This window comes from Arthrobacter sp. CAU 1506 (genome assembly GCF_005047635.1).
In the GTDB taxonomy this organism is placed as follows: Bacteria; Actinomycetota; Actinomycetes; order Actinomycetales; family Micrococcaceae; genus Crystallibacter.
Genome location: NZ_SUKC01000001.1, coordinates 158,551 through 170,373, shown reverse-complemented (window position 1 = coordinate 170,373; position 11,823 = coordinate 158,551). Strand labels below are relative to the sequence as shown.

General features: G+C 63.9%; 12 protein-coding genes and 1 riboswitch. Of the genes, 9 read left to right on the top strand and 3 right to left on the bottom strand.

Translation table 11 applies throughout. The features are described from left to right. Nucleotides 1-5 precede the first annotated feature (5 nt). The 7 genes from E4J89_RS00815 to E4J89_RS00785 all read left to right on the top strand — a co-directional run bounded on the left by E4J89_RS00815 (nt 6) and on the right by E4J89_RS00785 (nt 6,782). A complete protein-coding gene (locus tag E4J89_RS00815; RefSeq protein ID WP_136784198.1) occupies nt 6-455 on the top strand; it encodes a hypothetical protein in 450 nt (149 codons plus the stop codon). Between the two features lie 147 nt (nt 456-602). Beyond that, nucleotides 603-1,550: an ABC transporter substrate-binding protein gene (locus E4J89_RS00810; RefSeq protein WP_136784197.1), complete on the top strand. Its 948-nt coding sequence runs from the start codon at nt 603-605 to the stop codon at nt 1,548-1,550. A gap of 18 nt (nt 1,551-1,568) precedes the next feature. After that, nucleotides 1,569-2,507, top strand: a complete 939-nt coding sequence (locus E4J89_RS00805) for an amino acid ABC transporter permease (protein ID WP_136784196.1) — start codon at nt 1,569-1,571, stop codon at nt 2,505-2,507. After that, nucleotides 2,504-3,301, top strand: coding sequence for an amino acid ABC transporter ATP-binding protein (locus E4J89_RS00800; protein ID WP_276606323.1), 798 nt, complete (start codon nt 2,504-2,506; stop codon nt 3,299-3,301). Before E4J89_RS00805 ends, E4J89_RS00800 begins: the two co-directional genes overlap by 4 nt. A gap of 17 nt (nt 3,302-3,318) precedes the next feature. After that, nucleotides 3,319-4,275 carry a PDR/VanB family oxidoreductase gene (locus E4J89_RS00795; protein WP_136784195.1) on the top strand — a complete coding sequence of 319 codons (957 nt, stop codon included), beginning with the start codon at nt 3,319-3,321 and terminating at the stop codon, nt 4,273-4,275. A 91-nt stretch (nt 4,276-4,366) separates the two neighbouring features. After that, nucleotides 4,367-5,914, top strand: coding sequence for an amidohydrolase (locus tag E4J89_RS00790; protein ID WP_169303878.1), 1,548 nt, complete (start codon nt 4,367-4,369; stop codon nt 5,912-5,914). An 88-nt stretch (nt 5,915-6,002) separates the two neighbouring features. Next, nucleotides 6,003-6,782 carry a CPBP family intramembrane glutamic endopeptidase gene (locus E4J89_RS00785; RefSeq protein WP_136784193.1) on the top strand — a complete coding sequence of 260 codons (780 nt, stop codon included), beginning with the start codon at nt 6,003-6,005 and terminating at the stop codon, nt 6,780-6,782. A gap of 218 nt (nt 6,783-7,000) precedes the next feature. Here E4J89_RS00785 and E4J89_RS00780 read toward each other — a convergent pair whose 3' ends face one another. The 3 genes from E4J89_RS00780 to E4J89_RS00770 all read right to left on the bottom strand — a co-directional run bounded on the left by E4J89_RS00780 (nt 7,001) and on the right by E4J89_RS00770 (nt 8,861). After that, nucleotides 7,001-7,348, bottom strand: coding sequence for a hypothetical protein (locus E4J89_RS00780; protein ID WP_136784192.1), 348 nt, complete (start codon nt 7,346-7,348; stop codon nt 7,001-7,003). Between the two features lie 30 nt (nt 7,349-7,378). Further along, complete coding sequence (locus E4J89_RS00775) at nt 7,379-7,963, bottom strand: type IV toxin-antitoxin system AbiEi family antitoxin domain-containing protein (protein ID WP_136784191.1); 585 nt, start codon at nt 7,961-7,963, stop codon at nt 7,379-7,381. Nucleotides 7,964-8,219: 256 nt separating this feature from the next. Continuing rightward, nucleotides 8,220-8,861 (bottom strand): VOC family protein, encoded by a 642-nt coding sequence (locus E4J89_RS00770; RefSeq protein ID WP_136784190.1) that lies wholly within the window; start codon nt 8,859-8,861, stop codon nt 8,220-8,222. 201 nt (nt 8,862-9,062) lie between these two features. Further along, nucleotides 9,063-9,177, top strand: a riboswitch (SAM riboswitch). Nucleotides 9,178-9,244: 67 nt separating this feature from the next. Between E4J89_RS00770 and E4J89_RS00765 the strand changes: the two genes are divergently transcribed. Both E4J89_RS00765 and E4J89_RS00760 read left to right on the top strand, forming a co-directional pair. Next, nucleotides 9,245-10,570 (top strand): bifunctional o-acetylhomoserine/o-acetylserine sulfhydrylase, encoded by a 1,326-nt coding sequence (locus E4J89_RS00765; protein WP_136784189.1) that lies wholly within the window; start codon nt 9,245-9,247, stop codon nt 10,568-10,570. Nucleotides 10,571-10,650: 80 nt separating this feature from the next. After that, on the top strand, nt 10,651-11,721 hold the full coding sequence (locus E4J89_RS00760) for a homoserine O-acetyltransferase (RefSeq protein WP_136784539.1): 1,071 nt from the start codon (nt 10,651-10,653) through the stop codon (nt 11,719-11,721). Nucleotides 11,722-11,823 lie beyond the last annotated feature (102 nt).

The window sequence follows — 11,823 nt, the reverse complement described above, 5'->3', positions numbered from 1 at the left end:
CGCCCATGTGGATGCTGATCAGAGCCAACCCGCTGGGCGGCGAAACGGCCGCCGAAACGGGCGCCAAGATCCTGGCCGCATGCCCGGACTCGGCTGAGCGCGGCGACCCGTGGCGGTGGACGGTGCAGCTGGACGAAACCGGCCCCGAACCCACCGTTGAACTCGAAGCCGATGCCCGCTATATCGCCTCCGAAAGCCACCGCTACACCGGCAGCTACACGGGCACGCTGCAGCGCGGGCCGGGCGAGCAGCTGATCGTCACCGGACTCGGCGGCGAAGCACTGGTCGCGGCGGCGGACGGCCCCTGGGAACGCTGGTTGCGGGCCGGCGACGTCTTCATCGTCGAGGGCGAGGAAGCCGAGACCATCCGGCTCTCGCTCGCCGCCGGCGAAGCCGCCGTCCAGGTCATCACCCTCGCCCCGCGGAAAGCCAAGGTCCTGCGGTGGGTCCCTTGACCGACCACGCCCTTGTCACGAGTCGCCGGACGCACCTCCCTGCTGCACGTCGAAACCGAATTTCTAGCACCGAGGCACTGGTCGTCTCCTGACCAGTGCGGATATCCAGACCCGGACAATGCCGTCCGGACCATGAAAGGAAAGTCCATGCGTCATTCACATCACCGTGCCAGCCGTTCCTACCTCTTGGCCGGATCCGTCCTGCTGGCCGTGTCGCTGACCGCCTGCACCAACGCCTCCGGCGCGGCCACGGGTCCAGCAAATACCGGTGCGCCAGCAGATGCCGGCGCTGCAGCAGGATCCGTGGAAGTCAACGAAGCGGCCCGGGACCTGCTGCCGGACGCGATCGTGGCCTCCGGCACGCTGAAAGTCGCCTCCGACCCGACCTACGCCCCGTTCGAGTACTACGACACCGACAACAAGACCATGATCGGCTTCGACGTGGACTTCGCGGATGCCGTCGGCGCGGCCCTAGGACTGAAGGTGGAGCACGTTCCGGCAACTTTTGACACGATCTTGGCCGGCCTGGCCTCCGGCAAGTACGACATGGCGATGTCGGCCTTCTCCGTCACTGAAGAACGCGAGAAGATCGTCGACTTCGTGGAGTATCTCTACACCGGCACGGGCATCGCCGTCGCTCCCGGAAATCCACTGGGCATCTCAATGGACCCGCTGAGCATGTGCGGAAAGAAGATTGCCGGCCAGAAGGGATCGATCCAGTCGATGGAGTACCTGCCGGGGTTCTCCAAGGAATGCAACGCGGCAGGTAAAGAAGAAATCAAGATCCAGAACTTCCCCGGGCAGACCGACGCCAACCTGGCGCTGGCTTCCGGCCGGGTTGACGGGGTTATCGCCGACAGCGTGCCGCTGGCCTACCAGGGCAAGGAATCCAACGGCCAGTTCGAACTGGCCGAGGGCGAGGACTACGATGCCGTGCCGTTCGGGATTGCCCTGGCCAAGGACACCGGTATGAAGGAAGCCGTTGCCGCCGCAGCGAAGGGAGTCATCGCCGGGGGCCACTACCAGGAGCTCGGCGACAAGTGGGACTTCCCGGAGTCCGTGCTGATCACCGCCGACACGATCGACCAGAAGTAGCGGAGAGGACGCAGCCGCATGACTGCCGTGACTACCCGAAGCGAGCAAACAGCCCCTACGGCCGATGGCTACACCGTCGTCAAGGCCAAGCATCCCGGCCGGTGGCTGGCCGCAGCGGTGATTGTTGTGATCGCCGGACTGCTGGCGCGGTCCGTGATGACCAACCCCAACTTCGGCTGGGACGTCGTCGGACTCTACCTGCGCGATGTGTCCATTGGCCGGGGCATCCTGGTCACGCTTGGCCTGACCGCGGTCAGCATGGCCATTGGCATCGTGCTGGGCGTTGTCTTCGCAGTCATGCGGCTCTCCGTGAATCCGGTGGTGCGCAGTGCCGCCTTCGCCTACGTCAACTTCTTCCGCGGCACGCCGGTGCTGGTGCAGCTGCTGTTCTGGTTCAACCTGGCGGCACTCTATCCGGTCATCACGCTCGGCATTCCCGGCGTCGAACTGGACGCCAACCAGCTGATCACCCCAATGACGGCAGCAATCCTCGGTCTTGGCCTCAACCAAGGGGCATACATGTCCGAGATCGTCCGGGCCGGAATCCTGTCCGTGGATCACGGGCAAACCGAGGCAGCGGAGGCCCTGGGCATTACCCGGATGCAGACCATGCGCCGGGTGGTGCTGCCGCAGGCGATGCGCGTCATTATCCCGCCCACCGGCAACGAAACCATCGGCATGCTCAAGACCACCGCGTTGGTCAGCGTGATCTCGGTGCCGGAGCTGCTGTACTCGGCGCAGATCATCTACGCACGAACGTTCGAGACCGTGCCGCTGCTGATCGTCGCCAGTCTCTGGTACCTGCTGATCACATCGATCCTGACCATCGGCCAGTACTACCTGGAGCGTCGCTTCGCCCGCGGCAACCAGCGGAACCTGCCGCCCACGCCACTGCAGCAGCTCAAGCGGTTTTTCGCCACGCATGACGCTCTCTCCCTGAAAGGCACCAAGAAATGACGGTTACGCACGGCGTTGAGCCGATGGTGAAAGCCGACGCCATCTGTAAGAATTTCGGCTCCAACCAGGTGCTGAAAGGCATTGACCTGCACGTCCAGCCGGGGGAGGTGGTCTGCCTGATCGGTCCTTCAGGATCCGGCAAGAGCACGTTCCTGCGCTGCATCAACCATCTTGAAACGGTCGACGGTGGCCGCATGTGGGTCAACGGCAAAATCGTGGGCTACGACCTCAAGGGCAGCAAGCTTTATGAACAGAGCCACAACGACATCTGCCGCAGCCGCACCGAAGTCGGCATGGTCTTCCAGCAGTTCAACTTATTCCCGCACATGACCGTGATGGAAAACCTGATCGAAGCACCGCGGCTTGTCCGCAAGGAGAAAAAAGCCACTGCCATGGCCCGGGCCATGTCCCTGCTGGAGAAAGTCGGGCTGGCGGAAAAAGCCGACGCATATCCGCGCCAACTCTCCGGCGGCCAGCAGCAGCGGGTGGCAATCGCCCGCGCCCTGTGCATGGAGCCGCAGCTGATGCTCTTTGACGAGCCGACCTCGGCCCTGGACCCCGAGCTGGTTGGCGAGGTCCTGAAGGTCATGAAGGACCTGGCCAACTCCGGCATGACCATGGTGGTGGTGACGCACGAGATGCACTTTGCCCGCGACGTCGCCGACCGGGTGGTCTTTATGGCGGACGGCTATGTGGTGGAGCAGGGACCTGCCCGCGAGGTCATCACGAACCCTCAGAACGAACGCACGAAGGCCTTCCTTGCCTCGGTGCTCTCCGAACCGGCCGCGGCCTGACACGGCGGAGGTGAATCATGACTGAAGAATTTTTCGACGTCGAGGTCCGCTCCATCCGGCGCGAGTCCAGCAGCGTGGTCTCGTTGGAGTTGGAACACCCGCTGGGTGAGGACCTGCCCGAGTGGGAAGCCGGCGCTCACGTGGACGTCCTGCTGCCCAACGGCCTTTTGCGCCAATACTCGCTCTGCTCGGAGCGGTCCAGCCGCTCCGCTTGGCGTTTAGGCATTCTGCGCGAACCCGAGGGGCGTGGCGGTTCGGCCTATGTGCACGACTTGCTGAGACCGGGGACCAAAATCCAGGTCCGTGGGCCGCGCAACAACTTCGTCTTGGCCCCCGCGGGCAGCTATGTCTTCATCGCCGGCGGCATCGGTATCACCCCGATTCTGCCGATGATTCGCGAGGCCGCAGCGCTTGGAGTGCCCTGGCGCTTGGTTTACCTGGGCCGGAGCCGCTCTTCGATGGCTTTCCTCGAGGAGATCCAAGCGCTCGGTGGAGATGTTCACATCCACGCTGACGACGAGAGCGGACTCTACCCGCTTGCCGAACTGTTGGCGGACCAGCAGTCGGACCTGCACGTCTACGCCTGCGGCCCCGGGCCGCTGCTCAATGTCATTCAGTCGATTGCCGACGGCTGGGAGGAGCCCGGACGATTCCACTGTGAGCGCTTTACAGCCACGGGCGAGGCCAAGGCGCCGTCGGAGGTCCGGGACACGGCCTTCACGGTAGAACTCGTGGACGGGACGGAAGTCCCTGTTGGATCCGATGAAACCATCTTGCAGGCCCTCGAAGCGGTCGGGATCAACCCCCTGAACTCCTGCCGTGAAGGAATCTGCGGCACCTGCGAGACGGCGGTGCTGGGCGGCGAGATCGATCATCGTGACTCGTTGTTGTCCGACCACGAACGTGAAGCCGGGGACACCATGATGATCTGCGTTTCACGATGCAAGGGCAATCGGCTGCTGCTGGACCTTTAGAAGCGTCTGGGATTCTGCTACCAGAAAGGAAGTTCTGACGGTGGAAAGTGAGCAACCGGTACGGATATTTGCCGCGAAGCGAATCATGGCCATGGACGGAACGGAACCGGAGGCCTTTGCCGCACAGGACGGCAGGATCATTGCGGTTGGATCCCGGCGTGGACTGTCCGCGCGCTTTCGGTCGGCGGATCGAATCGACCTCGACGGCGCCTTGGTGGTCCCGGGCTTCAATGACGCTCATAGCCACGTCTCGCAAGCGGCATTGGCCCGCGTCCGGGTCGACCTTGCCGACGTAACCGATGCAGAAGAGCTGCAACGGATGATGAGTGAACGTGCTGCACTGGTCGGCGAGGACGATTGGGTGCTCGGACACGCGTTCGACGAACGGAACCCCGGCCTGGGAGGGATGGACCGTCGTTTTTTGGACGGAGTATCAACGACCCGGCCGCTGGTGCTGATTCATTACAGTTTCCACAAAGCGGTGGGCAACAGTCGGGCCCTTGAATTGATGGGATACCGCAGCGCGCAAGACGCACCGGCCGGTGGAGAGCTGATGACCGATGCCGACGGTCGGTTAAATGGGTGGATGTACGAACGGGCCTGGCTCGATCCCTGGCTGCCCGGGCTTCAGGGAACATCCGTCGCTTCCGCCGGCGAGATGAGAGCGCAGGTCGCCGCCCTGCGTGCCGTCAACGACGAGATGCACGCCGTCGGCATCACCTCCTATTGCGATGCAATCGTTACCGCCGTGGAGCAGGACATGTATGCCGCTGCGCTGGCTGACAACGTCCTGACACCCCGCGTGAACATGCTGCAGTGGTACAGCTGTTTTGATGAGCAGGCTGGATCGCCCTCCTTCAGCAACCCGGAACGATTGCGGTTGGCTGGTGTGAAGATGATGCTGGACGGGGCGCTGTCCGGAGGCACCTGCTTATGCCAGCGTCCCTACCAAAGCGCCACGGGGTCGGACAACGGGCTGCAGATTCTCGGAGACGATGAGTTCGCCGCTATCGTCCGCCGAGTCCATGGCGCTGGGCAGCGAGTCGCTGTCCACGCCAACGGCGATGCCGCTGTCGACAAAGTGTTGCAAGTCTATGAATCCCTGCCGCACCCGGCGGGTCAACGGATGAATCACCGCATCGAGCACTGCAGCATGGTCGATGACTCGCTCATTGCCCGGATGAAGGCAATCGGCGTCACGCCCGTTCTCTTCGGCGCATTCATCCACTTTCACGGGCAAGAAATCTCTTCCTTCTATGGGCCGGACTGGTCGCGAATGATCTGTGCACACAAGTCCCTGCTGACTGCCGGCGTGGAGGTTGCCGGCTCGTCCGACTACCCGTTGGTGCCTGCCGACCCGCTCATGGCCGTGCAAAGCATGGTCACACGGCGAAGTTCCGAGGGTCTGTTGCTCGGTCCGGAGCAGCAGTTGAGTGTGTCGGAGGCACTGGGGGTCTATACGGTCGGCTCCGCGCATGCGACCGGGGAGAGCCACATCAAGGGCCAACTAACCGTCGGGCGACTGGCGGACTTCGTCGTACTGGACCAGGATCTAACCGCGATGGAACCGTCCGAAATCGGTACAGCCGGGATCCGCTCCACGTGGGTAGGAGCCGAATGCGTTTGGCGAAACTCTTGAGTCGCCGTTTCACTCTGTTCTGATCGGCTATGGGGAATCCGGTTCGGTGAGCGACTGCCCGCCGTCGACACACGGCAAGATAGTGGCTATGGACAAGCAGAAGGTCATCACCGCGAGCGCGCCGCGCACGCTGAGTTACTACCGGGCGGAAGTGCTCATTGTGCTCGGGGTTTCGCTGGGGCAGTCGGCGGTCTACGCCGTGGTGAACCTGCTGGAGAAGATGACCCGCGCGCCGCTGGCCTCGCAAACCACCACGTTGAATCCGGTACTGAACTCGCGGGAAATCTTCGATTTCGTGTACCAGATGCTCGGTATCTGCTTTGCACTGGTGCCGGTGGCACTGGTGCTGCTCCTGATGACCTCGCCCGGCCAATCGGCCTTCCGGTCGATCGGCTTCACCTTCTCCCGGCCCCGGGTGGACTTCGGCCTGGGCTTCCTGCTGGCCCTGGTGATGGGTGCCGGCACGTTGGCGGTCTACGCCGCCGGCAGGGCGCTGGGAATCACCACCGCAATTGTGCCCGCGGCCCTGGATGAATATTGGTGGACCGTGCCGGTGCTGGTGCTGTCAGCACTGCGCCACGCCATCCTCGAAGAAGTGATCATGGTGGGCTACCTTTTCGACCGGTTCGCCAAGTTCGGCTGGGGGATCTGGACCACGATCTTCGTCAGCGCCGCCCTACGCGGGACCTACCACCTGTATCAGGGGATCGGCCCGGGTATCGGGAACTTCCTGATGGGCCTAGTGTTCGGCTACGTCTATTCGAAGGTCAAGCGGGTGATGCCGCTGGTGATCGCGCACGCGCTGCTGGATATTGCGGGTTTCGTCGGCTATTCGCTCGTGGGGCCGGCCATCGGTATCGGGAGCTGATCCTGCCGATACCTTCGGGGCAGGCAGCAGACCTGCAGAGCACTCGGGCGCGGATGCTCACCGGGGCTGGTCCTTTGCCGCCGGGTGCCGCTCATTCCCGTTTTACCCGCCAGCCGCTCCTGTTCGTTGGGGAGCGCTCCCGGTGGTGACTGGCGCTCCCATTCGTTGGGGAGCAGACGGTCAAACCGGAGCGGCCAAGGGTGGGACTCGAGGAGCCGCTACATGCCGTCCCATACGTTGCGGTGATCTTGCCGGAGCCCGGCTTGGAGGAGTTGCTGGGTAAGCCCCGGCTGGTTTCCTCCGGCCGGGAACAACGCCGACCACATCCATCTGGCCATGCCTACCCCGGTTGCCCGGATCTTGTCTTCGCGCTGCTTCTCCTTGATGAGAACGTCCGCAGCCAATTGGCCCTGGAGGCACTCATTTCGTCCGTATTTGACGGAACCATCAAACTCTCCGACCAGACGGTTGGCCCTCCAGAAGTAGTCGACAACACCGATCCGCACGCCGCTGGAGTCGAATATAGGCACCTGCAGTTCAGGCTGCGGGAAGTGGTTCAGGTACATCAGGGCACGGGAATACGACTCTCCTGCCGACTACGCGAGGGGATCAGCGAAGCTTAGTACTCGTTCAAACCGGCGGCGCCTTCCCGCGGGCAACAGCTCTGCCAGCCGTGACAGCTGTTCCGGTTCCAGAGCGCGCAGACCCCGTCCTCGGTCGTTGCGCAAAACGTGGTCCATCACCGGTATAGCCTCCTCAAACCGGCAGTAGGCGGCTATGTCGACGGCAGTCTGGGCCCTCGAAGTCACCATGAACCCGTTGTGTCTGACTACTGGTTCCAAGAGGACCCGGGCATGGTGTCGGACACCCGCTCGGGCGCGGCCGTGGGTGCCGTTGCGGGCCAAGACCAAGACGTAAAAAGAGCGTCCGATCGTCGGTATTCCCCAGATCGCGGCGGCCGACTGCTGGATAAGTACTTGTTCGCTGCGCCGAGTTCCAACGACTGCATCAAGGTGTACCAAGCGCTGCTCCCACCAGGGAAGCGCGCGGTACTCGGCGGACGGAACGTAGACACCACGGCGGATACGAGTGAGCCTTCCCGACTTTTCTTCGCGGACCAGCAGTTGCCGGTCGAGCCCGGCCCTGTCATAATCCCGGGTGTAGATGAGTGCAAGCGCCATGAACCACAGCCTGCGGCGGAATCGCTGTGCTGGAAACCGGATCAGCACTTTTGTGGACAACGCACGCGCAGTGCAACGGACTGGAGGACTGGAGACAATCCGGCTTCAACGCCGGTTCGTCTCTTCGTCCGGCTGTTTGCCCTGAGTGGACATGCAAAAGGCTCCCTGCCCACCTCGTGGGCCACCTAGGGGGCCAGAGGTAGGGCGGGAGCCCTTGCGAAAACGGGGGCTGGGTAGCCCGACGAGCCGCGGAACCTTAGAGTTCGACGATGCCGTGTGCCGTTTCGAAACGGACCGACATGATGCCCGGTGTACCGTTCGGGGCGGTCCAGGCAACCTTGACGTCGTCGAGCAGGTCATCCACCGGGGTGCCCAGCCAGTCAGCCACGCGGTCCGACGAACCGGCAATGGTCAGACCGATCAGCTTGACGGTGGCCGGCCGGGCGTTGGAAGGGTGGAGCGCCTCGGTGCCTTCATCCCAGCGCAGCATGTAGGGAACCTGCGGGTCGGCGATCAGGCCCTTGATGCCGATCTGCTGCCAGCTCAGTTCCTGTCCATCCGGGAATTTGCGGTTTCCGGGTACCGCGTGGCGGCCCAGTCGCTCTTCGAACGGGGTCAGGTCGTCCACTTCCACACACCAGCCCATCCAGCCGCCGCCGGCTTCGGACCGGGCACGCACAGCCTGGCCGAAGGGTGCCTTGTCGGATGCGGGGTGGTCCAGGACCTCCACCACTTCCAGGTAGTGGTGGTCAGTCAGAGGGAAGATCATATTGCGGGTGCCGAAGCGGGGGTGCACCCCGCCCTTGACTGCGTCGATACCCAGGGCTTTGGAGATCCGCTCTGAGGTGGCAGCCAAACCGTCGGGCTCAACAGCATAAGAAACGTGGTCGAAGCGCATGGACATATCTTGGCACTTTGTGAACCCTCTCTCGACTTAGGGTGACCTAAGTCACTGAGTTTTCGCCGTGCTCCTCCATGTCAAGCCTTGACACCGAGGATGACGCGGCAGCCCGGCGAAGCAGGCCAATAGGCCCGATACGGCGGTCATAAGGTGTCACATTGTTGCGGCCGGCCGGGCTCTCCGCCGAGACTGTACCCAGGTCATGAGTGCCAGCGTGAAACCCCGGTTTGCTGGCCGGCAACCCTCCAACCGCGGTGGGGTGCCCCGGGTGAAGACCAGGCAGCCGCCACAAGGCGGTGCGCAAGCGCGGGTCACACCCGGGATAGACATGCCGGCACGGCCGGATCCCGGATGACCCCTTCCGTTGAAGGAGTTGCACCATGTCCAATGCAGACTGGTCTTTTGAAACCCGTCAGATCCACGTCGGCCAGGAGCCGGATGCCGCCACCGGTGCCCGGGCGCTGCCGATTTACCAGACCACGTCATTCGTGTTCCCCAGTGCCCAAAGCGCCGCAGACCGCTTCGCCCTGGCCGAACTGGCGCCCATTTACACCCGGATCGGCAATCCGACCAGCGAGGCCGTCGAAGCCCGGATCGCCAGCTTGGAAGGCGGTGCCGGCGCGCTGCTGCTGGGCTCCGGCCAGGCTGCTTCCACGTTCTCCATCCTGAACCTGGCCGAGGCCGGCGACCATATTGTGGCCAGCCCCAGCCTGTACGGCGGAACCTACAACTTGCTTCGTACCACGCTGCCCAAGTTCGGCATCGAAGTGACCTTCGTCGAGGATCCGGACAACCTGCAGCAGTGGCGCGACGCCGTGCGGCCGAACACCAAGGCGTTCTTCGGCGAGGTGGTCTCCAATCCGCGCCAGGACGTGCTGGACCTGGAGGGCGTCAGCGGTATCGCGCATGAGAACGGTGTGCCGCTGATCGTGGACAACACGCTGGCCACCCCCTACCTGATCCGCCCGATCGAATGGGGCGCAGACATCGTGCTCCACTCGGCCACCAAGTACCTCGGCGGACACGGGACGGCGATCGGCGGCGTGATCGTGGATGCTGGAACTTTCGATTTCGGGGCCGACCCGGAGAAGTTCCCGGGCTTCAACACCCCGGACGAGACATACAACGGGCTGGTCTTCGCCCGCGACCTGGGGGTGGGAAGTGCGCTCGGCGCCAACCTCGCCTACATCCTCAAGGCCCGAGTGCAGCTGCTGCGCGATCTGGGCTCGGCCATCTCTCCGTTCAACGCCTTCCTGATCGCCCAGGGTTTGGAAACGCTGAGCCTGCGCGTGGAGCGCCACGTGGCCAACGCGCAAAAGGTGGCGGAGTTCCTCGAAGCGCACGACGACGTTGCTTCCGTTGCGTACCTCGGCCTGCCGTCGAGCCCGTGGTACGACCGCGGCCGCAAGTACGGACCGAAGGGGACCGGCGCCATCGTGTCGTTCGAGATCAAGGGCGGCATCGAGGCGGGCAAGCGTTTTGTGGACGGCCTTGAATTGCATTCGCACGTGGCCAACCTCGGCGATGTGCGCTCGTTGGTGATCCATCCGGCGTCGACCACCCATGCCCAGCTTTCGGTCGAGGAGCGGGTCTCCGCCGGCGTGACCGACGGGCTGGTCCGGCTCTCGGTTGGCATCGAAAACGTCAATGACATCATTGCCGATTTGGAGGCCGGGTTCCGTGCCGCCAAGGGCTCGGACGACTAGGCAAGCAGGTAGAACGCAGCGTGACGATCGTGCAACCGCAGGAACTGGTGGATCAGGCGACGGATGGCATCCTGCGCAGGATGCCTGTTGGTGCGCTGGAACTGGAAGCCGGCGGCTACCTGCCCGAGGTGGTCCTGGGCTTTGAAACCTGGGGCACGCTGAATGCGGATGCGACGAACGCGGTCCTGATCGAGCACGCCTTGACCGGAAGCACGCATGTGGCCCGGGGTGCTTCGGATGAGGACGGCTGGTGGGACGACCTGGTCGGTCCCGGTGCCACTATCGACACGGAGCGCTATTTCGTGGTGGCCGCCAACATGGTTGGCGGCTGCTACGGCTCCACCGGTCCGGCGTCGCCGGCACCGGACGGCTTGCCGTGGGGTTCGCGGTTCCCGTTCGTCACCATCCGGGACTCGGTCCGGGCCGAGGCGCGGCTCGCCGATGCACTGGGCATCCGCCGCTGGCATGCCGTGCTCGGCGGCTCGATGGGCGGGGCGCGTGCGCTCGAGTGGGCTGCGACGTTCCCGGACCGGACGGCCCGTTGTGCAGTCATGGCGTGCGGGGCTGCCAGCACGGCCGAACAGATTGCGTTTGCCCAGGCCCAGGTCGCAGCTATCCGGCTGGACCCGCACTTTGCCGGCGGCGACTACTACGGCGGTCCCGCCCCGGACGCCGGGCTGGGCATCGCCCGGCGGATCGCCCACATCAATTACCGTTCCGAGCCGGAACTGGAGTTCCGGTTCGGCCGCTCGGCGCAGGCGGAGGAACAGCCGTTTGGCGGCATCACGCCCGCGGCCCGCGGCCGCTATGCGGTCGAAAGCTACCTGGACTACCAGGCGGAAAAACTGGTGTCCCGCTTCGACGCGAACAGCTACATCCTCCTCACCGAGGCCCTGGTCAGCCACGACGTGTCCCGTGGCCGCGGCACGCTGGAGCAATCCCTGGGCAGCCTCGAGGAGACAGAGTTCTTCATCGCGGCGGTGGATTCCGACCGCCTCTACTTCCCGGAACAGTCGCGGCAGCTGGCCGAGGCGCTGCCGGGATCGGTCAAGGTGCACACCATCGAAACGCCGCTGGGCCACGACGGTTTCCTGACCGATGTCCACCAGCTGCATGACGAGCTCAGCCAGGCGTTTTTCCCCCCGTCCTGACCGCTGTTACTGCCAGCGCGCCCATCGGACCCGGACATGGGCGATGATGAGCTGGGCCTAATATTGCAGTTTGATCACGGTTGAAAAGAATAAATCCATTTG

What these genes read in the sequence shown, in the direction of transcription:
- E4J89_RS00815 (WP_136784198.1), top strand. Translation starts at nt 6, where the DNA reads ATGTGGATGCTGATCAGAGCCAACCCGCTGGGCGGCGAAACGGCCGCC.
- E4J89_RS00810 (WP_136784197.1), top strand. Translation starts at nt 603, where the DNA reads ATGCGTCATTCACATCACCGTGCCAGCCGTTCCTACCTCTTGGCCGGA.
- E4J89_RS00805 (WP_136784196.1), top strand. Translation starts at nt 1,569, where the DNA reads ATGACTGCCGTGACTACCCGAAGCGAGCAAACAGCCCCTACGGCCGAT.
- E4J89_RS00800 (WP_276606323.1), top strand. Translation starts at nt 2,504, where the DNA reads ATGACGGTTACGCACGGCGTTGAGCCGATGGTGAAAGCCGACGCCATC.
- E4J89_RS00795 (WP_136784195.1), top strand. Translation starts at nt 3,319, where the DNA reads ATGACTGAAGAATTTTTCGACGTCGAGGTCCGCTCCATCCGGCGCGAG.
- E4J89_RS00790 (WP_169303878.1), top strand. Translation starts at nt 4,367, where the DNA reads ATGGACGGAACGGAACCGGAGGCCTTTGCCGCACAGGACGGCAGGATC.
- E4J89_RS00785 (WP_136784193.1), top strand. Translation starts at nt 6,003, where the DNA reads ATGGACAAGCAGAAGGTCATCACCGCGAGCGCGCCGCGCACGCTGAGT.
- E4J89_RS00780 (WP_136784192.1), bottom strand. Translation starts at nt 7,348, where the DNA reads ATGTACCTGAACCACTTCCCGCAGCCTGAACTGCAGGTGCCTATATTC.
- E4J89_RS00775 (WP_136784191.1), bottom strand. Translation starts at nt 7,963, where the DNA reads ATGGCGCTTGCACTCATCTACACCCGGGATTATGACAGGGCCGGGCTC.
- E4J89_RS00770 (WP_136784190.1), bottom strand. Translation starts at nt 8,861, where the DNA reads ATGCGCTTCGACCACGTTTCTTATGCTGTTGAGCCCGACGGTTTGGCT.
- E4J89_RS00765 (WP_136784189.1), top strand. Translation starts at nt 9,245, where the DNA reads ATGTCCAATGCAGACTGGTCTTTTGAAACCCGTCAGATCCACGTCGGC.
- E4J89_RS00760 (WP_136784539.1), top strand. Translation starts at nt 10,651, where the DNA reads ATGCCTGTTGGTGCGCTGGAACTGGAAGCCGGCGGCTACCTGCCCGAG.